At 46.7% G+C, this 25,973-nt stretch carries 15 protein-coding genes; 10 read left to right on the forward strand and 5 right to left on the reverse strand.

The features are described 5' to 3' along the window. Nucleotides 1-209 precede the first annotated feature (209 nt). The 3 genes from QUA36_RS27520 to QUA36_RS27530 form a co-directional block, all read right to left on the reverse strand. Nucleotides 210-620: an Npun_F0494 family protein gene (locus QUA36_RS27520; RefSeq protein ID WP_333168711.1), complete on the reverse strand. Its 411-nt coding sequence runs from the start codon at nucleotides 618-620 to the stop codon at nucleotides 210-212. A gap of 72 nt (nucleotides 621-692) precedes the next feature. After that, the gene (locus tag QUA36_RS27525; protein WP_333168712.1) at nucleotides 693-1,403 is read right to left on the reverse strand and encodes a hypothetical protein; all 711 of its coding nucleotides are present in this window, start codon (nucleotides 1,401-1,403) and stop codon (nucleotides 693-695) included. A gap of 3 nt (nucleotides 1,404-1,406) precedes the next feature. Continuing rightward, nucleotides 1,407-2,600, reverse strand: coding sequence for an AAA family ATPase (locus QUA36_RS27530; RefSeq protein WP_333168714.1), 1,194 nt, complete (start codon nucleotides 2,598-2,600; stop codon nucleotides 1,407-1,409). 223 nt (nucleotides 2,601-2,823) lie between these two features. Between QUA36_RS27530 and QUA36_RS27535 the strand changes: the two genes are divergently transcribed. The 3 genes from QUA36_RS27535 to QUA36_RS27545 all read left to right on the forward strand — a co-directional run bounded on the left by QUA36_RS27535 (nucleotide 2,824) and on the right by QUA36_RS27545 (nucleotide 11,017). Beyond that, nucleotides 2,824-3,264 carry a peroxiredoxin gene (locus QUA36_RS27535; protein ID WP_172192900.1) on the forward strand — a complete coding sequence of 147 codons (441 nt, stop codon included), beginning with the start codon at nucleotides 2,824-2,826 and terminating at the stop codon, nucleotides 3,262-3,264. A gap of 434 nt (nucleotides 3,265-3,698) precedes the next feature. Then, entirely contained in the window at nucleotides 3,699-6,353 is a 2,655-nt protein-coding gene (locus QUA36_RS27540) for a C39 family peptidase (RefSeq protein ID WP_333459752.1), read from the forward strand. Between the two features lie 734 nt (nucleotides 6,354-7,087). Beyond that, nucleotides 7,088-11,017, forward strand: a complete 3,930-nt coding sequence (locus tag QUA36_RS27545; RefSeq protein WP_333459753.1) for a DUF4347 domain-containing protein — start codon at nucleotides 7,088-7,090, stop codon at nucleotides 11,015-11,017. 87 nt (nucleotides 11,018-11,104) lie between these two features. Here the strand turns inward: QUA36_RS27545 and QUA36_RS27550 are convergent, their stop codons facing one another. Further along, the gene (locus QUA36_RS27550) at nucleotides 11,105-12,007 is read right to left on the reverse strand and encodes a PEP-CTERM sorting domain-containing protein (protein WP_333459754.1); all 903 of its coding nucleotides are present in this window, start codon (nucleotides 12,005-12,007) and stop codon (nucleotides 11,105-11,107) included. Nucleotides 12,008-12,953: 946 nt separating this feature from the next. Next, on the reverse strand, nucleotides 12,954-13,169 hold the full coding sequence (locus QUA36_RS27555; protein ID WP_333159210.1) for a hypothetical protein: 216 nt from the start codon (nucleotides 13,167-13,169) through the stop codon (nucleotides 12,954-12,956). 610 nt (nucleotides 13,170-13,779) lie between these two features. Between QUA36_RS27555 and QUA36_RS27560 the strand changes: the two genes are divergently transcribed. From QUA36_RS27560 to QUA36_RS27595, 7 genes are all read left to right on the forward strand, one after another. Continuing rightward, complete coding sequence (locus QUA36_RS27560; protein ID WP_445301460.1) at nucleotides 13,780-15,663, forward strand: ferredoxin--nitrite reductase; 1,884 nt, start codon at nucleotides 13,780-13,782, stop codon at nucleotides 15,661-15,663. Between the two features lie 91 nt (nucleotides 15,664-15,754). Next, nucleotides 15,755-17,077 carry a CmpA/NrtA family ABC transporter substrate-binding protein gene (locus QUA36_RS27570; RefSeq protein ID WP_333459755.1) on the forward strand — a complete coding sequence of 441 codons (1,323 nt, stop codon included), beginning with the start codon at nucleotides 15,755-15,757 and terminating at the stop codon, nucleotides 17,075-17,077. Between the two features lie 176 nt (nucleotides 17,078-17,253). Beyond that, nucleotides 17,254-18,123, forward strand: coding sequence for a nitrate ABC transporter permease (ntrB, locus tag QUA36_RS27575; RefSeq protein ID WP_333056182.1), 870 nt, complete (start codon nucleotides 17,254-17,256; stop codon nucleotides 18,121-18,123). 160 nt (nucleotides 18,124-18,283) lie between these two features. Continuing rightward, nucleotides 18,284-20,308 carry a nitrate ABC transporter ATP-binding protein gene (locus tag QUA36_RS27580; RefSeq protein ID WP_333459756.1) on the forward strand — a complete coding sequence of 675 codons (2,025 nt, stop codon included), beginning with the start codon at nucleotides 18,284-18,286 and terminating at the stop codon, nucleotides 20,306-20,308. A gap of 107 nt (nucleotides 20,309-20,415) precedes the next feature. Next, nucleotides 20,416-22,092, forward strand: coding sequence for a nitrate ABC transporter ATP-binding protein (locus QUA36_RS27585; RefSeq protein ID WP_333459757.1), 1,677 nt, complete (start codon nucleotides 20,416-20,418; stop codon nucleotides 22,090-22,092). Between the two features lie 374 nt (nucleotides 22,093-22,466). After that, nucleotides 22,467-24,638: a nitrate reductase gene (locus tag QUA36_RS27590; RefSeq protein ID WP_333451082.1), complete on the forward strand. Its 2,172-nt coding sequence runs from the start codon at nucleotides 22,467-22,469 to the stop codon at nucleotides 24,636-24,638. Nucleotides 24,639-25,381: 743 nt separating this feature from the next. Further along, nucleotides 25,382-25,696, forward strand: a complete 315-nt coding sequence (locus tag QUA36_RS27595; protein ID WP_333143949.1) for an RNA-binding protein — start codon at nucleotides 25,382-25,384, stop codon at nucleotides 25,694-25,696. Nucleotides 25,697-25,973: the final 277 nt, after the last annotated feature.

Genomic DNA, 25,973 nt, shown 5'->3' on the forward strand with positions numbered 1-25,973 from the left:
GTCAGCAGGGTTTTGACATCACTGTTAGTGGTTGGCAGTATGGCTAATTGAGAATGGTGCAAGATCTCAGTTTTAACCGACTTTCGCTATGAGACAGGGAATTCATTCCCTGTCGGAATGTCGGAATGTCGGAATGTCGGAATGTCGGAATGTCGGAATGTCGGAATGTCGGAATGTCGGAATGTCGGACTAGGGCAAGTGAAAACCCCTCATAGAAATACTCCCAACCCGCGACTAACGGCATTTCCCATACGATCGCACAATGAAGCATCCGGCACTCCCTGTCCTTCCTGTTCCCATTTTTCCACGAGTTGGCGACCCAGGGGCGTGAGGCGAAAACTGTCGGTAATCCCTTGTCCGTCTACTTCCCGTCGCAACACGCCGACTTGAATCAGCCAGAGTAGGGAGTTTTCCGCTACGAGTTCGGATACGGGCGATCGGGTGTAGCCACTTTCAACACCGGAATTTGAGGCGATCGCAGTTAGGAAAACACTGTTATCGCGGATGGTCTGGAAGAAGTGTAATTGAAAAGGGGAACAGCGGACGGCGCGATCGGCTCTTTTGACGGTGCGATCGGGATAACTAATAGATTTAAACGCTTCGGATGGGATAAAAGTCATTGAGAGAACCTCTGAATAGGTATTATGTTTTTTATTGTTACCGATTATATGGTAAGTTTGGCGGTTGATTTACTAAACCAAGAAACTATCTATCTCATCAATAAACCTTTTGAGTTGGTTAACTCTCTTAACCAAGTCCAAATACAAAAATTCATAATCAAGATTATTTATAATCTCTTGCGAAGTTATTTCACTTTTATCATAATTTCTACTTACTAATCGATAAATATCCTTTAAATCTTGACTGGGATGTGGTCTTTGTTCAATATCAATATTTATTAAATCTAAACCTAATTGTTGCAAAATAAAATCTGGGATTAAACGGCTATCTAATTTATAAAAATAATGCCATTCTGCTAAAAACCATGCTTCTATTTCCATAACAGCTAAAGTTATATAAATTGGAATTCCCATTGGCTGCACCCGCTTCAACCATCCTTTAATTCCTCCTTCTACTTGTCCCTTTTCACTTAAAGATTTTGGGTATAAATCTCTCAAGCCTAAAATTTTTTCATAGCCACTATTCGTTAGACTTTCATGCTGTTTTCCGATATCAGAAACTACATTAGCATCACAACCGCAATCATATAAAAGAACAAAAAAAGGAGCATTTTTTATGGTACTTAATTTAAGTGGTTGAATTATACGACTAGCTTTGCCACCTTGAAATTTATAAGTTTCAATATCTATTTCTTTGTATCCCGCAATTTCCTGAAATAACCTTTCAACAAATATCTGTTCTGTTTGTCCTTCCACAAAACAAGCAATTTTCTTTTGTGTCATAATTTATGCTGCTTCTTCATCACCTTCTTTTTGTAACAGAAACTCACTGGTGAACAAATCAAAGTTATTAAGTCCAATAAACTTAAACTCCTCAATCTTCTCGCGTGAATTATAAATATTATGTAATTTTGCACTCCCACGAGTTCGTTCAATCAATGACCAATATTCTATCGGAACACCATTCATAATGAACTCATCATTGGTAGTCATAATAAGTTGAATTAATCCTGTTTGAGCTTTGTCTATTAGAATTTTAATTATAGAGGAAGAGCGTTGATAATCTAATCCTTCTCCAATATCATCAATCACAATACAACTAGGTTTACTCGCTAGTAAAGAGTAGTTGATTTGAATAAACAATGATAAAGCTCGAAACATTCCTTGTGACATTTCTGATTGTTCTGTAACCGACGTTAAATCTTCTTCCTGAATATATAAAAATTGTGGTAAGTTATCGGGGCTGTCAACAGCAGAAATATCGGGATTAATTAAAGATGGCACTTTTGTGCCAATCCCTGATAATTTATAACCAATTTGTCTCATGTCCGAGAGAATTGCTTTTATAAACTCATCGCCTCTTTCCTGTTTTCCAATCACAAATATACCGACCACAAAATCAGAATCTTTGAAATCGGTTTTATTTTTCAGTAATTCCATTGTGGAAGGAATACGAGCCATGGTATTTTTACCTAGCTGTGCTCCAAACTCATAAAATCTTAGGGAACTAGACCATTGATATAAATCCTCTAAAAATGGATGCTGAATAGAATCTCTACGCTTAACAACTGCGAGCTCTTTTGGGTCAGTTTGAAACCGAATATCTTGGTCAAGTTCTTTAGCAAAGATAGTACCTTTGCCCGATTCATCCCTATCTAAAAGTGGCTCATTGCTTTTACTGCCTATAATTAATTTTTCTTTAATTACAAGACCTTTCTCTATTTTCAATATATATTCTGTTTTTTGTTCAGGCAGATCAGTATCAAACTGCAAATGCCATTCATAGCTTTTGGGTCGAGGAGCAAGAGCTCCACTTTCGGATAGTAACTCTGATAGAGTATGTATTGCCCTCAAAATTCTTGATTTGCCACTAGCATTTTTACCCACAATTAAATTTGTTTGGCTTAATCGACATTCTTCGACTCGCCATTCACCAGGCAGACCTTTATTGTACACATAGTCAAAAATATCTAGCTTCATAAATTTGTTACCTTTATTACAAAAATTTTATAATAAGATGAAACAGTTATAATCTAACACGCGATCGCCCGCAAGTCAACGCAGAAAATCACCCGATCGAACTATTTCCAAGCGTAAAATTTTCCTGGGACGAACTCAATCCCGAACCTCGCATTCACAAGATTGACGGTAGCAGCACAAAATCAACTAAAATAGCTTGGTAAATCGCAAGGGAAACAAAACTATGACATTACCAGTTGGGTGCGCTGCCCCTCAGTTTACCGCCAAAGACACCAACGGCAACACCGTCTCCCTGTCCCAATTCGCCGGTAAAACCGTAATCCTGTATTTCTACCCTAAAGATGACACCCCCGGTTGCACCAGACAAGCCCAAAGCTTCAAAGCAGCCCATGAAGAATACAAAGGCAAAGATATAGTAGTTCTCGGTGTCAGCCGCGACAACGAGGAATCGCACCAAAAGTTCACAGAGAAATACGGTTTGCCTTTCCAGTTATTAGCAGATGTTGATGGCACGATTACCAAAGCTTACGATGTCGAGAAAGGCGATTATGCCAAGCGCGTTACTTTCGTCATCGACGGCACCGGCAAAATCATTCAAGTTTATGAGGGGGAAACCATGAAAGTTGACACTCACGCTCAAGATATTCTCGTCACCATAGTTTAGTCGAAGTTTAGTCGATCGCACTAACCTTCCTTGACGCACCAAACGGCTAAAAACCCGGTTTCTTACTAGATGCCTCGTTGCTATAGGCAATATTCTCGTAGGAACCGGGTTTTTTTCGTAAGTCCTGACTCAGCCAGTGATGGGTCAAGGGTTCAGGGGGAAACAACCTACTCGAACTAAATTTCTTCCCTTAAAACTTGCACCACAAATCCTCTCAACCAGGCATATATTCGCTTAAGGTGCTTATTGTACGCCTAAAGTTAGATTTGTGGCGCAACTCCCGCCAATAATTAAAAACTTATACTGGAAAAGGCATTAACCGCCCGTAGGCTGAATCTAGGAGCCATTTTGTCCTGGTTCAAGTCATTGTGTTTGATAAAATCAGAAGTTATCCTTGCTTTAGCTGAATAATTAAGTAGGTAGAGGGATATATAATGACAAGCAGCAAAATTATTTTGAGTTACTTAGGCCCGCGAGAAATTGAGGTCAATAGAGCCGCTGTCTTACTTGGCACTTTTGACAAAAATCTAGTGGCAGCGATTTCAGCAACAGAAGGCTCAAATGCCCTGAATGTCGGGCTAAATCTCTCTAGAGGCATTTGGAACATCAGTTTAGAAAAAGGATTCGATAGCGCAGGAACTCGCACAGTGCAGGTGAGGGCAAGTGATAAGACCGGCAAAGTTCTCGGCCAACAAACAATTAATATCAAAGTTAATCCTGCTTCTGGGTCACCCGCTCAATTATTCACGTTAATTACTCTCACAGATACCAAATTCAAAGCCGGAACACTGCCCGCCAGCAATCTCAACGAGCTGCAAAAAGCGGACATACCAGCAGGGAAAATTTATCAAATTAGAGACTACCAGTTAGAAGACGGACACCTGAATGTTCAACTAAATAATCCAATTCCTCCGGTGGGAACCTCTGGTTTTTTCTACGAAAAACACGTACTTATAACCAAAGGCGCAAAAATTCTCATATTCGATCGCGCCGAGTTGCCGACCCCGCCGCCTGGAATGCAGTTACTGTGGGTGATCAAAAAGACCTGGTTAAAGTTCACCCCCACAGATTCTGGAACTTTAGGACCCACTCAAAAATTACAATTTAACCCAGGAGAAACTTTCAATATTCTCGGCTACGCTTGCGTGGAAAACCATTTCCGAGTCGCTTTTGCTCAGGCAGTTCCTAACTTAGGAACTTCGGGATTTCTGTACTGGCAGCACGTCCAAATTTTGCGAGACGGCAGGGGAATTGAGTATGATAGAAATGCTGTTACGATGACAATCATCAAAACGACTGTGTTTAAAAAGCGGCCGATAAATGCCGCTAGCCTGCCACCCCAAGAAAAAATTACCTTGCCGGCGGGAATGATTTACGGAATTGCCGGATTCTCGATCGAACAAAGCCACATAAAAGTCTCGCTGACCGAGAATTTGCCGCAATTTGGCAATACGGGTTTCATTTATCCCGATTTTGTGCAATTCAGCCGCGGTGGCAAATCTTTTAATCCCGCTGTGAATTTAACTTATCAAGGGCCGTCAGAAGTTTTAGTAAATCAGCCGATCGTCCTTCGGGGTACTTTTGACCGAGAAAAAGCAGCAAAAATTGACGTGATAGCTGAGGATAAATTTCCCCTAAGCGTCACGCTAAACCAAGAGGCTAGCACTTGGCAAGTTAATTTGTCTAAAGGATTTAGCGTAGCTGGAGCTCGGTGGCTCAGGTTGCGGGCAACTGACAGCAAAGGCAACGTTACTGGCAGCCAAATAATTTACATTGCCGTAACTTCCGATCCGCTAACTGTCGGACGAGGTTTGACCTTAAAGATAGTTTCTGACACTTTGTTTAAGGTAGGCCCCCTTGATTCTTCCCGGCTCAACAATCAGCAAAAAGTTTTTGTCAAAGCAGGCCAGACTTTGGCGGTGAGCAAATACGGATTTATGGACGGGCATCTCAAGGTGGTTCTGGATTCAGCAATTTGGCCGATCGGCACTTTTGGCTATTTTTATGAACCCGACGTTCAGTTGGCAAAAGGTACTCAAATCCTAAAATTTAACCTGGCTGACGTACCGAATAGTAACGTCAGCGCTCAACTGTTGGTAACTCAAACAACTCAGATTAAATCTAAACCCGAAGATTCATCGAAACTGCCTGCCGATCAAGTTGCTCAAATAACTTTAGGCAGCACCTATGCCATTACTGGTTATGCCTGCATTTTGGGGCATTTCCGAGTAACTCTCGCCGAATCTATTCCCGGTTTCGGCAATATCGGATTTATTTATTGGCAGGACGTTAAAATTAAAAAAGACGGCAAAGAAGTTCCCTTTGACCCCGATGCTTTGACGATGACAATCCTGCAAGCAACTGTCTTTAAAAAACAGCCGGTAGATTCTGCTAGCCTGAGCAGTACCGAGAAAACTACGCTGCCTTTAGGTCGAGTTTATGGCGTGAACAGCTACGGTGCAGAAGGATCTCACCTGAAAGTTTCCCTGACTGAAGAACTGCCGAATTTGGGCAATACAGGTTATGTTTTTCCTAGTTTTGTTCAGTTCAAGCGGGGAGATAAAATTTTCGATCCGGTTCCGAACAATGTGGAATTGAACGTGCCGTATTTTTCCCAGCGGGACAATCCGCGTTTTGACTGGTCTACTTGCAACGTAACTTCGATCGCGATGGTACTTTATTACTACGGCATTCGTTCTGAGGGGGGCGGACAGTTGGAGGATGAGTTGTTGCAGTGGTGTTTCGATTATGCCGGCCAGGGTTCTCAAACCGATCACAGCGTGCTTTCGGCGCTGATTCAGGCTTACGGGTTTAAGACGAGTTTTAGTACGACTCGCACGTGGGCCCAGGTGCGATCGGAATTGCTGAATCGGCGGCCAGTAGTTTTAGCAGGAGATTTTACTGCGGCCGGTCACATTCTTACTGTAATTGGCTACAATTCTCAGGGTTATATAGTGCAAGATCCTTGGGGAAATGCACTCACTGGTTACAGCGATACTGAGGGGAGAAAGTTGATGTATCCCTACAGTTACGTCAATCAAGTTGCTGGGCCAGATGGGAATGTTTGGGCGCATTTTATCTATCCATAAGCTTTTTAGGTGCGATCAAGATTGTGACAGTCGATCCGGCTAGGGTTGGCAGTGCATTTGTGTCAATTTACAGCAGATTGCAGGTTTATAGGTACTATCAATATCCCCGTAGGGACACGGCAATGCCGTGTCCCTACCTCTATTAGACCTCTTGCAAAATAATTTTGTGCTATTATAGAAAGTTTAGACAATTTTATTGTCTAGCAGGCCCGGCAAGTTTAAGGAGATGCCAATCAACCCAATAATTCAAAGTTTGACCTAAAATCGAGCAGACTTTTAAGGATAACACATATTTTTTTTGCAAGAGGTCTATTAGATATATCGTTTGTACCGAAGTCTCGATCGCCCGCAAGATTACTTAATAATTTTAACTATTTTCATTGCGTTACGCCTTGTCCCATCTGCACAAAAACTTAATTATGGGAGAGGTCCAATCAAAAGTCGATGAGAAGTCGATGAGAACTCACTCAAGTTCTCAAATAGCCACCTGATTTAATAAAAATACGATAGAAAGTGCGATCGACCCGATTTGCATATCCCCTATTCTTTATAGGGGCAATCCCCCTGCGGTTGCCATCGTGGGCGGGGGGAGGCACTCTTGGCACTCCCAAGGTCGATCGAGGGACTATTGATAAATACATCTTTAGCAAATCTTTACAGAGTTTTCTGCAATAAACCGTTATGGTTGAGACTACAAATTTTCACTCTTTTTTAAACCAGGAATAGGTGGTGTGATGCGAAATTTTAATTGTCAAATTTTAGGAAATGCGATCGCCTTTATCGATTCTCAAGTTGAAGATTATCAAAGTTTGATTGCCGGAGTAACACCGGGTACGGAAGTAGTGGTTTTGGATGGGGACAGGGATGCGATCGACCAAATTACGGAAGTTTTGGACGATCGCAGCAATATAGATAGCATTCACATCATTTCTCACGGAGCTCCCGGCAGCTTGCAACTGGGCAAAACCAGATTGTGTTCTGAAAATCTGGAAACTTATTCCAAGCAATTTCAGCAGTGGGGAAGCGCTTTAAATCTGGGTGCGGACATTCTGATTTACGGTTGCAATGTCGCATTGACATCCTTCACCTTCATCCAGCGCATCGCCCAACTCACAAATACCAACGTTGCCGCCTCCAAAAACCTCACCGGAAGTGCAGCAAAAGGCGGCGACTGGGAACTAGAAGTAACAACCGGGAAAATTGCAGCCTCTTTAGCATTTCGGCCCGAAATTCTAGCAGCATACAGCCACGTCCTTGCAACCTTCAGTGAAGCCAGGAACTATACTGTACCAAATGCTGGAGACATTGATACGGGCGACCTTAACGGTGACGGTTTCCTCGACTTAGTAGTGACAGGTAAGCAGGATCGCTTCTTCCCAAGAGATATTTCCATATTGTTGGGGACGGGCACTACGGGCAGCTTTGGTACTCCTATCAGCTTACTTAAGCCAGCAGGTAAGGAGAATCCCACTGGCGTTGGAGTGGGCGACTTTAATGGAGACGGCAAACTCGATTTAGCTGTAGCGAATCGTCAGGATTCACAAGGTAACGGCAATTTCGTTTCCATCCGGTTGGGGACAGGTACTGGCACTTTTGGCGATCCTACCAACTTTGGTGAAAATATAGATCATAAGTCGATCGTAGCCGGTGACTTTAATGGAGATGGCAAGTTAGATTTAGCCACAACTCCTGACCTCGATAACTTCATTTCAATACTTTTGGGAGACGGTACTGGTAGCTTTGGCACTGCCGTTAAGATTAATACACAAACACGCAAGTTTACTCTTGACACAGCCGACTTTAACGGCGACGGCAAACTTGATTTAGTCACGTCGAACCGTTCAGAGACTGATAACATCTCCGTTTTCTTAGGAGATGGTCAAGGCAACTTTAACTCCCCCGTTAACCTTACTGCCCCCGGAACTGAGTTTCGCACTGTCGTCACAGGCGACTTTAATGGCGACGGCAAACTCGATATCGCGGCCAATAACGACAGCTTTAAATCTGTCTCAGTCTTCTTGGGAGATGGTACGGGTAATTTTGATACTGCTAACAACTTTAGTGTCAGACGTTCTCTAGCTTTTGGTCCCGAATCTGTGGTTGCAGGGGATTTTAGTGGCGATGGCAAAGTCGATTTAGCCACGCCTAGCCACACCATTCGGGAACTTTCAGTCTTGTCAGGAGATGGTACGGGTAAATTTGGTACTCTCAGCAACTTTACGCTCCCGTATGCCCCGAATACTGATGGTTATATTGCTTTTGCGGTTGCGAGAGATTTTAATGCTGACGGCAAGTTGGATATAGCTACGGCTTCCGGTCAAAATGTCTCGGTTCTGCTGAATACATCGAATACAGTTAATTTCGGTGCGGTCAGTTACAGCGGTGTGGAAGGAACAACAGACACAGTAGTTAATATTCCCGTCAACATCACCGGTGGCACTCCCTTAAACGATGTAGTTGTGCCAATTCTCCTCGATCCCAGCAGCACAGCCACCGAAAATTCAGACTACAACTTTTCCCCTACTTCGATTACCTTCCCCGCAGGTGCAACAGGTGACGAACTCACCAAGAATATTGCAGTTACTATCAAGCCTGACAATCTCTCTGAAAACCCCGAAACTGTAATTTTCAACTTGGGTACAATTACAGGTGCGATTGCAGGTTCCACAAAAACAACAACTCTAACTATTTCAGACCAGGTTTCTGTTGCTTATGCCATTGCCACCGATACTGCCAGCATTGACGAAGGTAATAGCGGCAAAAAACCTCTAACTTTCACTGTGACTCGCAGCAACGTCACTAACGGGGCAAGTAGCGTCAAATATGCGATCGCAGGAACAGCTACCAACGGCAGCGATTATAACAATATCGGCGGCACTTCTGGGGCAACAACTGCTACTGGCACGATTAATTTTGTGACGGGTGAAACATCAAAAACCATCACTCTGGATGTGTTAGGCGACACCACGGTTGAACCCGATGAAACTATTACCGTCACCCTGTCCGATCCCACAGGCGTCGCAGCGGTAACACCGATAATTACCGCTGATACCGCTACCACAACTATTATTAACTACACTGCACCGACGCCGACACCAACGCCGACACCAGAACCACCGACACCGACACCAACGCCCACACCGGAACCACCAACGCCGACACCAGAACCACCGACACCGACACCAACGCCCACACCAGAACCACCAACGCCCACACCAGAACCACCAACGCCGACACCAACGCCCACACCAGAACCACCGACACCGACACCAACGCCCACACCAGAACCACCGACACCGACACCAGCGCCCACACCAGAACCACCGACACCGACACCAGCGCCCACACCGCCGACGCCAACACCAACGCCCACACCAGAACCACCGACACCGACACCGCCGACGCCAACACCAACGCCCACACCGCCGACGCCAACACCGACGCCAGCGCCAACGCCATCGGAAACTCCGACGCCATCGGAAACTCCGACGCCGACACCGACGCCGACGCCGACACCGACGCCATCGGAAACTCCGACGCCATCGGAAACTCCGACGCCGACGCCGACACTGACGCCAACTCCCACACCATCGGCAACTCCGACTTCACCAACTCCCACACCATCGGCAACTCCGACGCCAACGCCACTGGAAACGCCGACACCAACTTCAACTGAGAGTGATTGCATTTGCAATACTATTCAGTATCCAAATTTGGATGTACCTAATCAAGCTGAAAATACTATCACCAGCAATGGCAGCGGTGAAATCCAGTTTGGTACTCCAGACAATGATGCTTTTTACGGCAGTTCAAGCCCGAACATATTCGATGCGGGTTTCGGCAATGACAACTTATACGGGGGCGAAAACAACGATACTTTTTACGGCAACAAACAAAATGATTTTGTTAGCGGCGATCGGGGAAATGATATCCTGTTTGGTGGCAAACACAATGATATCCTTTTGGGCGGTGAAGGTGAAGATATCATTTTCGGCGATCGCGGCAACGATTCGATAAATGGTCAGGAAGACAACGACTTACTTTTTGGCAATGTCGGTGCTGATTTTATCGACGGCGATCAAGGAAATGATATCGAATTTGGGGGTAAGGGAAATGATATTATCTTTGGCAATGAAGGTGAGGATAGTCTTTATGGTAACTTCGGAGATGATAGTATCTGCGGAGGTGATGGCAATGATTTCTTAAGCGGAAATCAGAATAACGATCTGCTAGACGGATGCCTTGGGAATGACACTCTTTATGGTGGCAATGGTAACGATACATTGCTGGGAGGTAGCGGTGATGATGTTTTGTTTGCCGATCGCGGTGATGACAGTTTGAATGGCGGTGATGGCACCGATCTTCTACTGGGTGGTAACGGTGATGATTGGCTGACTGGCGGTTTGGGAAGTGATGTTTTGTCAGGAGGTGCTGGCAACGATAGATTCTTGCTTTCCACCAATTCTGGCATCGATACTATCTTGGATTTTGAGGATGGCAAAGATTTGCTAATACTCGCCAACAATCTCACTTTCTCCCAACTGTCAATTACTCAAGAAAACAGTGCAACTTTCATCCGTTTGTCAGCAAGTGGTCAGATTTTAGCTTCTCTGAATGGAGTGTCTGCCAGCCAGATTAATGCTGCCAATTTCAATCTAGCTTAGAGGAGTAGTAGATACAGCAGATTGCAGTTTATGAAGTGCAGGACACGGCATTGCCGTGTCCCTACGGGGATCGATCTAAAATCCATTTTAGCTAATCTTGCGCTGAATTTTGCGTTTCGCTGCGCCAATGCCTAGAATCGCAAATCCGGCTAAAGTACCGAAGATAGTAGCAGGTTCTGGCACTGGTTCAGCAGAACCTTGTTCAAAAGAGCCTTTAATGGCGATCGCATCGTTAGCGCACTCGGCAAAAAAGTTAGCAATATAGTTCCCCGAAGGCATTGAGGATTTATTAAAACTGAATCCAATTGTTTGAGAACCCACGGCATTAAACTGAGCGAAATTAAGACCGAGGACACTCAAAGTTGCTGGCGTTAAAAAATTGATCTCTCCTACTTTTGTACCCGTAACTATGGAGTTGAGAATAGTCGAGTTTCCTGTTTGTTGAAAATATGGGTCTGTGGCCGCTAAATCGCCCATTGATGGGGTTCCGCCTTGAGATGCCACTACCGTATTGAATTGGTTTAAATTGCTAAAGCCAGAGTTAGTTTGGGTGACGTTTTTAGCAGTAACGTTACTGTAAACGCCTGTTGTCGCCACGCCGGAGTCATTTCCTTCGGCAAAGCGGATACCAAACAAGCTGCTGTTTGCGTTAGCTATATTGAAGTTTTGACCGGAAAAATTGAAGAATAAATCGCCGTAGTTGATGTTGCCTCTTTGAGCTAGTGGGTCGGCATATCCTGCTAAACTTAGATTAGAATTGATGGCGATAAAAGCTGTATCTGATGTTTCTTTGATGGCGATGCCGTAAAATTCAAATTCCCCGCCACCGATTTGGGGCCCTGTCACGCCGTCGTTGAAGGAATCGATCGCATAATTCCAGCCGTTAGATAGCGTTGCTGCTGTAGCTTTTTGTTGCTGTAGTGCGAAAATGGCACAGAAAATAGCCACTGAGTAAGTCCAGTGGATGCTGTTTTTAGCAATGGATTTCATAAAATGCTCCCTGGGAATCATTGTTAAATTGTCCAGTATGCTCGCTCGACTGTTTTTAATTTTTATTTAGTAAATCATACATTCGGGCCGAATTCCTTAAAGTTTTGCTACATATTTGGTCAGGCTAAATCCTATCAACTAGATTGGTTAAAACAACGAACTCATGCGAGTAGCTAAATACAGCAATCCTCACATCAGTTGTAAAAATATGTAGGGGTAGTGCTAAAAGTGCCTACCTCAGCCTGCATCGGGGCAACCGGGCGTGGGGAGAGCCCCCTACAAGAATTACACAAATCATTTAGGATTGCTATATAGGACTGACGCAGGCACAGTATTATAGTGGGGCTGCATAAGTGCTGTAGGTGCAAATAAACCGACTACCGGGTTTGGGCGGTTGAGAACAGCAATAAACTGCCGGCTAGTCCACATATAGGCGGTACTCGCCTCTACAATATCTTATAGTTTTTTCATGCCGATCGACTTAATTGATTTTTTATCAATTACTAATTAATTTTGACAATTGGGGGCGTGATGTTGTTGTAGATGCCGAGCCCGGATTCTATTAATAATTCGATTGTTTGATTAATAATTTTCATAAATAGTCTTTCATCCCCAGCGCTGTTCAATAATTATAATTACGTTGGTTGGGATGACTTCATTCCTCCAACTCCTCAAATGCCGATCGCGCACAACAATTTTACTAATTTTACCATCAGCGTTCAACCCAACAGGCTCTCATGAATCAGCACTTTTTCTGTAAGTGCCGCACAAAGCGAGAATTGGAGAATCAAAAAAAATCATACGGCAAGAACGATCGCACGTTTTTAGAACACCGAAGAAACTTCCGGTTCTACATCCGCTGCAGGCATCGTGGGTCCCTTCTAACTCGGCCGATGGTTTCTGCACTCTTATGCGCTGCATAAATCAATCAAATTTTTAAATGCTGTTAATATATCGCCGACAGTTCGTTGACTATCTTGACTCTTCCCTTGATCACAGAACGCAGCAGGCGGTTGATCGAATGTCTGTATTCATCGTCGAGAGAGTCGTCCAAAACAGCGGCCATCAAGCCGTAGCGATCGGCTAAAGTCAAACAACCTGTATCCGTAACAGAGGCAAGCATTTCGGAAATAGCGCCGGGGATAAGTTGAACTAAAAGCATGAGACGTTCACTGAATTCGATGCTTATATCATCTCTCGTTCTCCAAAAATTAATAGTGACGCTGGCATAGCACATAATGTGATGTTTTGAGGCAAACTGTGTGACAGCGACCGCTCTAATTTTGTGACGATCTCGTTTTAAGTCTGCGATCGCACTCACAACCTTAATCTTAGATATTCCAATTTCCCCCTCTTCCGTCCTAAATCTAAAGATTTAGAGAGATTTTTCGGTTTTAGGGGTGTCTTTACCCATTACCGATGTAGAAAACGCATGAGCTCTATGCGAAATATTCATAAAACTCAATCTTTTGTAAAAATAGCTACGAATATTTACAATCGTGGGCTTTACATTAGCTCATAACAAAGGTGTATCGAAACAGAGCGATCTACCGAATCATCGGTAGCAACTATAACCATAAATAGTTTGGCGACGTTCGAGCCAGCGCCCAGTCAAACTCAAGTTTACAGAAGACCAACCATGCTTAAAAGAAATTCCATCTAGTAACTAAATATACAGTTTTAAATCCATACAGTCACTAAGGTTAGCAGGAAACACACACTTTATGCTCCAAGTCAATACCTCCCCACAAGCCAGCAGCGAGGGTAAACCGATGACCCAAACAATAGAACCCAAAGCCCAAGCGAGCCTGAATAAGTTTGAAAAACTCAAAGCCGAAAAAGATGGCTTAGCATTAACAGCCGAACTCGACCACTTCGCCGCGATCGGCTGGGAAGCAATGGACGAAACCGATCGCGAGCACCGCCTCAAATGGCTCGGCATCTTCTTTCGGCCAGTCACTCCTGGCAAATTCATGATGCGGCTGCGCTTGCCCAACGGCATCATTACTAGCAATCAAACCAGAACGCTAGCAGAAATCGTCCAACGCTACGGCGAGGACGGCAGCGCCGACATCACCACCAGACAAAACCTGCAATTGCGCGGAATTCGCATCGAAGACGTACCCGACATCTTCCGCCGCCTCAAAGAAGCGGGCATGACCAGCATCCAGTCTGGCATGGACAACGTGCGTAACATCACGGGTTCCCCAGTCGCTGGCCTGGACGCCGACGAACTGATTGATACGCGGGAACTGGCGAACGAAGTCCAAGACATGATTACGAATAGCGGCGAAGGCAACCCCGCGTTTTCCAATTTGCCGAGAAAGTTTAATATTGCGATCGCAGGCTGCCGCGACAACTCAGTCCACGCAGAAATCAACGACATCGCCTTCGTACCCGCTTACAAAGACGGCAACATCGGCTTTAACGTTTTAGTCGGCGGTTTCTTCTCCGCCAAACGCTGCGAAGCTGCAATTCCTCTCAACGCATGGGCAAGTCCCAGCGACGTTGTAGATTTGTGCAAAGCAATTTTAACTGTGTTTCGCGATCAAGGCCCGAGAGCAAACCGCCAAAAATCGCGGCTGATGTGGCTGATTGACGAACTCGGAATCGAACAATTCCGAGCCGCAGTCGAACAAGAATTAGGGCGCACTTTGCCCGCCGCCGCGCCCAAAGATGAAATCACCTCGGACAAACGCGACCACATCGGCATCTACCCCCAAAAACAATCAGGGCTCAACTATGTAGGGCTGCACGTTCCAGTCGGACGGCTGCAGGCATCGGATTTGTTCGATTTGGCGAGAATTGCCGAGGTTTACGGCAGCGGCGAACTCAGGCTCACCGTCGAAGAAAACGTCATTATTCCCAACGTTCCCGACTCGCGGATTGAATCGCTGGTCAATGAACCGCTGTTGCAGCGTTTTTCGATCAACCCCGCACCTCTAACGCGAGCATTGGTTTCCTGTACCGGCGCTAAGTTTTGCAACTTCGCCCTCATCGAAACCAAAAGCCGATCCGTGGCAATGATTGAGGAACTCGAAGTCGAACTGTCAGTTCCCAAACCGGTCAGAATTCACTGGACGGGTTGCCCCAATTCCTGCGGTCAACCCCAAGTAGCAGACATCGGTTTGATGGGAACAAAAGTTCGCAAGAACGGCAAAACCCTCGAAGGTGTAGACATTTACATGGGAGGCACAGTCGGCAAAGACGCTCATTTGGGTACTTGCGTCCAAAAAAGCATCCCTTGCGAAGACCTCAAACCAGTGCTGCGCCAACTGTTAGTCGATAACTTCGGGGCCGTTCCCAATCCATCTCAAGAAAATGTAGTTTCGCTGAACCGGCAACTACAACTGACGGTTGATAGGGACGAAACGGCAGTCCCGGCAGCCAAACCTCAGACATCTACTGTCATTTTCGCTCGATCGGGCAAAGAAGTTGCTTGCAGCGAAGATGAGTTCATTCTCGATGTTGCCGAACGGGCCGGAATCGAACTTGACAGCAATTGCCGGTCGGGAAGCTGTGGCACTTGCCAGCAAAAACTCCTAGAAGGCCAAACAGTCTACGACAGCCAACCCGACGCGGCCCGAGACTTAGAACCAGGGTTCATTTTAACTTGCAGCGCACGGGCGATCGGCAGAGTGTCGATCGACGCCTAATCTCATCATGTGAGATGCGATGCCAAGGTCGCGAATCAATCTCACATCTCACATTTCCAAGATCTCAAAGTACAACAACAATTCAAGACAAATGAGCAACCTTTCTAGAAGAAAATTCATCATCACCGCTGGAGCAACAGCAGCCGGCACCCTCCTAGCCCACGGTTGCAGTTCCGGTCCCACCACCTCTAACGCAACTCCCGGCGGCGCTTCGCCCACCGCCGCCCCAGCAGTCAACATCAACCCCGCCGACGCCCCAGAAGTTACCGCAGCCAAACTCGGATTCATCGCCCTCACCGACGCAGCACCCTTAATCATCGCCCAAGAAAAAGGGTTATTTGCCAAGTACGGCATGAAAGACGTACAAGTTACCAAACAAGCATCTTGGCCAGTTACTCGCGACAACTTAGAACTCGGTTCCGACAAAGGCGGCATTGACGGCGCCCACATTTTATCCCCGATGCCTTACCAAATGACATTAGGCACTGTTACCAAAGGCAATCAGCCAGTGCCGATGTACATTCTCGCCCGGTTAAATACTAACGGTCAGGCAATTTCGCTCAGCAAAAAATACCAAGATTTAAAAGTAGGTACAGACAGCGCACCCCTGAAAGCAGCTTTTGGCAACCAAAACCTTCCTGTTGCTATGACTTTTCCCGGCGGCACCCACGACTTGTGGCTGCGCTACTGGCTAGCAGCCGGCGGTATTAATCCAGATACAGATGTTTCCGTGATTCCCATACCGCCGCCCCAAATGGTAGCGAACATGAAATCTGGCAGCATGGAAGCCTTTTGCGTAGGCGAACCTTGGAATGCTCAGCTAGTTAGTCAAAAGGTAGGATACACCGCCTTAATCACTGGAGAAATGTGGAAAGATCATCCTGAAAAAGCTTTAGGTTTAAGAAAAGATTGGGTTGACAAAAACCCCAAAGCTGCCAAAGCACTTACAATGGCCGTACTGGAAGCCCAGCAGTGGTGCGACAAGCCAGAAAATCACGATGAAATGTGCCAAATCATCTCTCAAGATAGGTGGTTAAAAGTTCCCGTAGCAGATATTATCGGTCGCTCTAAAGCTCAAATTGACTACGGTACCGGCCGCATTGAAGCCGCCAGCCCTGTGGCGATGAAATTCTGGGCTGATAATGCTTCTTATCCCTACAAGAGTCACGATGCTTGGTTTGTCGCTGAAAATATTCGCTGGGGTTATATCCCGGCAACTACCGACATCAAAGCCACGGTTGATAAAGTTAACCGCGAAGATATTTGGAAAGCAGCAGCGACAACACTTGGCGTCCCCGCCGCCCAAATTCCTACTACCACTTCTCGCGGTGTCGAAACCTTCTTTGACGGTGTGAAGTTTGACCCAGAAAAACCAGAAGAATATCTGAAGAGTCTGGCAATCAAAAAAGCATAATTAGTGAACAGTTGACTGTTGAATGCTAACTGTTGAATGCTGATAGTTGACAAACCTCTAAAAGTGATGGTGTTGGACAGAGTGGAACGGATAGTTCGTTCCACAAACCAAACCTGTTGAACTCTGTTCAAAGTATCTAGAAATAATCGATTATTCACAATACGGCACAAACAAAAATGGCAACAAACCTCGCTGTTACTAAAAGCAAAAATCCAGTAAATTTCGTTCTGGATCAGGTTCAAAAAAACCGCAGAAAAATCATCCGCCCGCTGGTAGCAATTGCAGTTCTGCTCATAATCTGGCAAATCCTCTGCAACAGTCCAGAGTCGAGCTTGCCGGGACCCATCAAAACTGTCCAAGAAAGCTGGAATCTGATTATCAATCCTTTCTTCGACAACGGCGGTACAGACAAAGGCTTGTTCTGGCAAATTTTGGCTAGCTTGCAGCGGGTGGCGATCGGCTTTACTTTGGCAACAGTTCTTGGCATCAGTTTAGGAATCCTGATCGGCACAAACTCCCTAATGTTCGATGCTTTAGATCCGCTGTTTCAAGTATTCAGAACTATCCCGCCCCTAGCTTGGCTGCCGATCGCCCTGGCTGTATTTCAACAGTTCAATCCCTTTGAAGGCATGGGGGTGAAAGCTAACGAAGTTTCTGCACTCTTCGTAATTTTAATTACAGCAATTTGGCCGATTCTAATTAACACCACAGTAGGCGTTCAACAAATACCCCAAGACTACAGAAACGTCGCCCGCGTCTTGCGCCTCCCCAACCAAAAATACTTCTGGAAAATCCTGCTTCCTTCTTCTGTTCCTTACATCTTCACTGGCTTGAGAATTGGGATCGGTTTGTCTTGGCTGGCGATCGTAGCTGCGGAAATGTTAGTCGGCGGCGTCGGCATCGGCTTCTTCATCTGGGACGCTTACAACAGTTCTCGACTCAGTGCAGTGATTATAGCAGTGCTTTATGTAGGAATCGTCGGTTTGATTTTAGACAGAATCGTTGGTTTCATCGCTTCCAAAGTTGTTCCCGAAGAACAGAAATAGGATTTGGGCATCGGGCATCGGGCATCGGGCATGGCGAATGGGGAATGGTTGCCAACTACAAACTGGTAGAAATGAGTTGTAAATTAATGCCCAATGCCCAATGCCCAATGCCCAATTAATAATCAGCATCATACAAATTACAAACTAACCTAAAATTACCATGTCAGTATTTGTTGAAGTAGACCACGTTGACCGCGTATTTAACTTGCCCAATGGAGAGCAATACATCGCTCTTAAAAATATCGAACTGAAAATTAAAAAAGGAGAATTCATCACCTTAATCGGCCACTCGGGCTGCGGCAAATCTACACTGCTAAATATCATCGCCGGTCTCGACAAAGCAAGTCAGGGCGGGATTACTTTAGAAGGGCGCGAAGTCCGCGATCCAGGCCCGGATAGAATGGTGGTGTTTCAAAATTACTCGCTGCTACCTTGGCTAACGGTGCGCGAAAATATCGCTCTAGCAGTCAATGAAATTTACAGCGGTAACTCTCAAGAAGATCGCGAGTTGGTGATCGAACACCACATTAAATTGGTCGGACTCGGACACGCCGCCGACAAACGTCCAGGCGAAATTTCTGGGGGGATGAAACAAAGAGTTGCGATCGCCCGCGCCCTGGCAATTCGCCCGAAATTGCTGTTGCTAGACGAACCCTTCGGCGCCCTAGATGCTTTAACTCGCGGCGGTTTGCAAGACCAGTTGATGAAAATTTGCGAAGAAAGTAAAGTCACCAGCGTGATGGTAACTCACGACGTGGACGAAGCTTTATTACTGAGCGATCGCATTGTGATGCTCACCAACGGCCCGGAAGCCCAAATCGGGCAAATCCTCGAAGTGAACATTCCCCGCCCCCGCAAGCGCATGGAAGTTGTCAACCATCCGAGTTACTACGCGCTGCGTAACGAAATGGTTTACTTCCTCAACCAGCAAAAGCGGGTCAAACAGCGCCGGGCCAAACAACAACCCGCTGTCATCGCCCGCAACGGCTTGGAAAAAATCAACCTGGACATCGGCTTTATTCCCCTCACCGACTGCGCCCCCTTAGTAGTAGCTAAAGAAAAAGGATTTTTTAAAGCCCACGGCTTGGAAGAAGTTACTCTCAGCCGCGAACCTAGCTGGAAAGCGATCGCCCAAGGAGTCGCCGAAGGACGGCTGGACGCAGCGCAAATGGTTGCAGGAATGCCGATCGCCATGCTGTTGGGCATGGACGGTCAAGCCCCTGTACCCGTCTGTAGCGCCATGACGCTCTCTCGCAACGGCAATTCGATTGTTTTCAGCAAACACCTTTACAGACAAGGCATTAGGACGTTAGAGGATTTCAAAGCTGCGATCGCTAAGACTCCAGATAAAGTTCACACCTTGGGCACGGTACACTCGGCCTCCATGCACAATCTGCTGTTCCGCTACTGGCTGGCTGCTGGCGGCATCGACCCCGACCTCGACGTGGGCTTGACCGTGATTCCGCCCCCGCAGATGGTATCGAATTTAAAAGCAGGCAACATTGACGGCTACTGCTCAGGCGACCCCTGGAACTCCCACGCAGTCAACAGTGGCACGGGTTTTGTCATGGCCCGTTCCCTCGATATTCTGCCCGGACACATCGAAAAAGTTCTCGGTGTTACCGAAGATTGGGCTCAGAAATATCCTCAAACCCACCTCGCCCTAGTCAAAGCGCTTCTGGAAGCCTGCGACTACTGCGACGACCGCCGCAACCGCGAAGAAATCCTAGGATTGATTAGCCAAGAACAATACATCGGCGCCGATCCCAAAGACATCCGTCCGGGGTTCCTCGACCCGTACAACTCCGGTACAGAGGCAGAACCAGAAATGCTCTACAGTTTCAACCAGTTCTACGTTGACAAAACCAATTGTCCAGACCGCCTAGAAATGGTGTGGGTGATGGCGCAGATGGCTCGCTGGGGGCTGATCCCGTTCCCGAAAAACTGGGTGGAAGTGGTCGATCGAGTTTTGCGGCCCGATGTTTTCGGTCAAGCAGTGCGCGAATTGGGTTTGCCGGATATTGCCAGAGATCGCCGGACGATCGAGCTATTTGACGGCACTGTGTTTAATCTCGACGACCCAATCCACTATCTTCAAAATGTCAAAATCAAGCGTGGCGTCCGCATTGAAGAAATCTTAATTGAACAAATAGGCAGTCAGTGTTCCATCAAACTGCTAGCATAGCCAGCCAATAGGAAGAGGGAATCAGGAGCAAGAAATCAGGAAACAAGACTCCACATTTCCCCTTTCCTAACTCCATAATTTCAAATTATCAATCGAAAGCTGTCGTCATGTCTAATTCCTCAACCCAAAATCCAAATCCTGAAAATATGCAAACTCTAAAAACCCCCCAAACAACCAAAATTCAAACGCCTAAGCCAGACTTTCTTACAATTAAAGACGTATCGAAAGTCTACGAAACTCCTAAAGGCCCTTACGTCGTTCTCGACGGTGTAAACCTGACTATTAATGAAGGCGAATTTATTTGTTTGATCGGTCACTCTGGCTGCGGCAAATCAACTTTGCTGAATATGATCGCGGGATTCAACGGGCCGACAAACGGAGAAGTGGCCCTGCAAGGTTCGCAGATTACTGAACCAGGCCCCGATCGCATGGTGGTGTTTCAAAACTACTCCCTGCTACCGTGGCTGACTGCTACAGAAAATATTCACCTCGGCGTTGAAAATGTTTACCCGGAAAAGTCCGCAGACGAACACAATACGATCGTCCAGGAACACTTGGAATTAGTGGGGCTGACCGAAGCTTGTAACAAAAGACCGGGCCAATTGTCCGGGGGGATGAAACAGCGGGTGGCGATCGCCAGAGCTCTGGCAACTCGCCCCAAACTGTTGATCTTGGACGAACCTTTCGGAGCTCTAGACCCGATTACCCGCGAAGAGTTGCAGGAAGAATTGCTGAAAATTTGGCGGAAGGAAAAAATTACCGTCATTATGATTACTCACGATATTGATGAGGCTTTGTTTTTGGCCGATCGCATCGTGATGATGACCAACGGGCCTGCTGCTTCCATCGGCGAAGATATGCACGTTCCGTTCAGCCGTCCCCGCAACCGGGCGCGGATTATGGAAGACCCGAAATATTACGAACTTCGCAACTTTGCTTTGGAGTTTCTGTTTTCTCGCTACGCCCACCACGAAGAAGGTGAAGAAACGGACTCGGAGACAGAAGCCGTCGCGCTACCGATGCCATTACCTGCTAGCAAAAAGCCTGCGGTTGCTGACAGGCCTCTTGCACCTGCACCTTTTGTGCATCATACTGCGGAACCCCCAGAAGCCTCGTCGATCAAACGCGGCATCCTGGCAGTCTCGTGGTTCGTAGCAATGTTTACTTTAGCTGCCGTCAATATGTCTGTTGTTTCCAGCCAGCTAAAGCAAGCGAAACTAGCAGAAACTGCACCGCAGGCGCCGAATGCCGGGGCGGTTGTGAGTTCTCCCCCCAGCCCGCAAATCGCAGCAAGTTCGATCGCACCCATCGCTGTTGCTAGCCCTGCACCCATCGCTGCTGCTGCCAGTCCTGCACCGAATGCCAGCCCTGCACCCATCGCTGCTGCTAGCCCTGCACCCATCGCTGCTGCTAGCCCTGCACCCATCGCTGTCGCTAACAGCGCCGCGCCCAATGCAGCAACCACTGTCACATCAGAGATTTCTGACCAAGCCCAACTCGATGCGATCGGAAAGCAGTTGTATGCACAAATCGACCAAAAATGGAGAACAACTCCGACATTTACCGAAAGCTTGACTTATCGGGTCAAAGTAAAACAAAACGGCGATATCCTACAGTTCGATCCCACAAATAAAGCAGCTAAAGATTTCGTCAAAGAAACTCCTCTGCCGGTTTTGCAAACTCCTGCCGGTGCCGCAGCAGGCGCTGCTGAAAAAACTGCTGAATTCCAAGTAACTTTTAGCCCCAGCAACGGCGGCGTATTAGAAGTTAAAACAGAGAAGTAGGCGACATAATACTCCCGCACTAAATCTCAGATTGGTATTAACAACCCGGTCAAAAGTAAGACCTGCCCGCTATTTGAGTCCTGCAAAAATTCTTCCTCGCTCCCCTAGGTGGGGGTGACAAGATTTAGGGCTGGAGTACCTCTGTTTAAGAGGGATTTAGGAGCCGCGATCCACTGAGTAAAAACCAGATGGCTCGCGAGTTTGAGTAAGATAGCGGTTTATTTTAAGTCAGGGTATTGTCCGTTGCTGTGAAGCATTTTTGCGGTAAGTTAGTAATGATTAAAACATTATTTGCAGGAACCCTCAGTTCCGACTATAATGACGAATTACCAATTACCCATTAGCTTTCAAAAATTAGCATCTAAAATCACCAGATGGAAACTATAAAAACTCTTTGCCCATACTGCGGTGTAGGTTGCGGTCTAGAAGTTGTTCCCGACAAAAAACAAAGTTGGAAAGTGCGGGGCGATCGCAATCACCCATCGAGTCAGGGCATGGTTTGTATTAAGGGAGCAACCGTAGCAGAGTCGATTCGGAGCGATCGGCTACTGTATCCGATGATGCGAGATACTCTCGACCAACCGTTCCGCCGCGCTAGCTGGGACGAAGCTCTAGATGCAATTGTTAATCGCATCCAAACAATTCGCAGCACCACCGGCCCCGATGCTTTGTGCGTTTACGGTTCGGGTCAATTCGCAACAGAAGATTATTATATTGCCCAGAAACTGATGAAAGGTTGTCTGGGTACTAATAATTTTGATGCTAATTCTCGCTTGTGTATGTCTTCAGCAGTCTCTGGATACGTTCAAAGCTTTGGATCGGACGGGCCACCTTGCTGTTACGACGATTTAGAATTAACTGATTGCGCTTTTATTATCGGTAGCAATACAGCAGAATGCCATCCGATTGTATTTAATCGATTAGCAAAATACCACAAAAAGCATCCCCATGTCAAGATGATTGTGGTAGATCCAAGGCGGACTCCGACTGCTGAAGCGGCGGATTTGCACTTAGCAATTAAACCGGGTACCGATATAGATTTGCTTAACGGAATTGCATATTTGCTGTTAAGCAGGCAAGCAATAGATTCTGAGTTTATTGAAGAATGCACGGCGGATTTTTTAGCTTTTGCTGAGGTTATTAGCAGCTACACGCCGGAGTTTGTAGCCTCGCGCTGCGGCATTACTGTCAGCGAGTTAGAAACGGCGGCAAACTACTGGGAACAGTCGGAGCGCGTTTTGTCTCTGTGGTCGATGGGAATGAACCAGTCGTCGGAAGGTACGGCAAAGGTGCGATCGCTGATTAATTTGCACTTGATGACCGGTCAAATTGGCAAACCGGGAAGTGGCCCGTTTTCCCTCACCGGCCAGCCAAACGCGATGGGAGGGCGGGAAGTCGGAGGACTGTCTCACTTGCTCCCAGGCTACCGCTTTGTGAAAAATGCTGAACACAGAACCCAAGTCGAGGAGTTTTGGGGAATCGCACCGGGAAGTATTTCCCCGAATCCAGGCCGCACAGCTTGGGATATGATCACCGGTTTGGAAACGGGCGAAGTCGAGTTGCTGTGGATTGCAGCTACTAATCCGGTGGTGAGTATGCCGGATTTGGAACGTACTAAAGCCGCTTTGCTGCGATCGCCCTTTACTATTTATCAAGAAGCTTACTATCCCACTGAAACCTCCGCCTACGCTCACATCCTGCTGCCGGCAACGCAGTGGAGCGAAAAAACCGGAGTAATGACGAATTCCGAACGCCGCGTTACCTTTTGTCCCGGTTTCGACACTCCCTCCGGGGAAGCCCGTGACGACTGGAGAATTTTCGCCGAAGTGGGACGGCGGTTGGGTTTTGCTGAACACTTTGCTTTCGAGAACAGTGCGGAGGTTTTTAAAGAGTACGTGCAGTTGACGCGGGGCCAGCCTTGCGACATGACTGGCCTCAGCCACGAATACATCCGCCAAGAAGGGCCGCAGCAGTGGCCTTGCCGGGAAAACGAGCCTGTGCATCCAGCGAACGAAGCGAAACGGCTGTATACTGACAGGCGTTTTCACACTCCTGACGCACGGGCGAGATTTTCGGCCTATCACTCGCGGGGACTGGCAGAACCTCCCGATCCGAATTATCCGTTTGTGTTGACGACAGGGAGAGTTTACGGACACTGGCACACGATGACGCGGACGGGTAGAACAGAAAAAATTAATCAATTGCACCCCGATCCGTTTTTGGAAATTCATCCCCGCGATGCTGCCAAATTGCAGATTAAGGAGGGGGATTTGCTGGAAGTTCGATCGCGCCGCGGCAAGGCGCAGTTTCCGGCCAAAGTCACAAAGGCGATCGCCCCAGGTACGCTATTTGTACCGATGCACTGGGGTTCTCTGTGGGCAGAAGTGGCTGAAGCCAATGCCCTGACTCATGCTGCAAGCTGTCCAGATTCCAAACAGCCCGAGTTAAAAGCTTGTGCGGTGCAGTTGGTGCTGGTTGGGGCAGAAACTGCCGCAGAAGTTGAGGAATTTAATTGGGCAAAATCCACCCTCGCCGTCACTTCTTGAGCAGCCGTCCAACTAGGGGATGTTACCAAGAAATTGGGTCTAAAGCCCCGTCCTTCTAGGACGGCTTTAATTAATTATCAACTTTTGTTAAGTGTTTTCTTGAACTTTCTTGCATTGTGTTCATTGTAGAGCGCAATAACTATACTACAGGTAGAATAACCGCCGATACACATGAGACACCACCCTCAAACGACTGGTGGGAAAACAATAATGGTTAGTGGGTGGCGAAAACCACGAAAAACATAGCTGGGCTAACTAATGTAAGCCAAAATCAGAGACTAAACTTTTTATTTCTAAAATGTACTGTGGGGCACACAGAAACAAGAGAAGCAATTCTCGAAAGCTTGGGGAGACAAACCCTCGCTCGGCTATCTAAATTAAGCTCGATATTTGGTTCTTTTGAACGGATACCTGGTTTAAACACTGCCGCAAGGATAGATAAGTTTTAAGGTATGTCGCAGAACCAAGAATCCCCTCGCCTTCAAGCAGGGGAATGTCAAAAATCACCGAAGAACCAGCGGGAAGCCGCGGGCGATCAACATGGGGGGGGTTTTTCCTTCGGGAGAACGTCTTCTGGCGAAAGCCTTCTGCCTTCTTTTTAATTAATCGAGTCAGACAATTGCAGTTTGCACCCATAGGTGCTATAATTGTTTTACAAGGCTTTATTTTCGGCAGTACAGTTCGTTCTATCGGCGTTCCTCCGGATTTAAATCTCTACACCCTCTGATTCTGGAGAATGTTCAATGTCAATCTATGTCGGCAATTTATCCTACGAAGTAACGCAGGAGCACCTCAACCAAACTTTTGGAGAGTACGGTACAGTAAAGCGCGTTCAGTTGCCTGCTGACCGGGAAACAGGTCGGATGCGGGGCTTCGCTTTTGTAGAAATGTCTACCGAAGCCGAAGAAGCCGCAGCCATTGAGGCTCTTGACGGTGCTGAGTGGATGGGTCGCGACCTTAAAGTCAACAAAGCAAAACCCCGTGAAGAACGTGGTTCCAATTCTGGTGGTGGTAACTGGGGCAACAACGATCGCGGTGGCAATTCTCGTCGCTACTAAACCACCCGAGCTAAATTTTTAGCTATCTTGTATATTGCGTCGGAGCAAGCTGGGAGTCAACAATCATTCTCTGTTGAGAATAGATAGTTATTTCAGTGGTAGCACCGCGCCTTAAAAGCCTCAAAATATTGCTAGACAATAGTTTGAGGTTTTTTTATGGCAAAAATTATTAATCAGGAGGTCGATGGCGTGCGATCGATCCCTAGGGCGTAGGTACAGTATTAGAACTTGACAAAAGTAGGAAAGCATGATAAGTGAATTTAGGAGCTTGTTAAAT

This window comes from Microcoleus sp. Pol10D4 (assembly GCF_036701555.1).
Lineage (GTDB): Bacteria > Cyanobacteriota > Cyanobacteriia > Cyanobacteriales > Microcoleaceae > Microcoleus.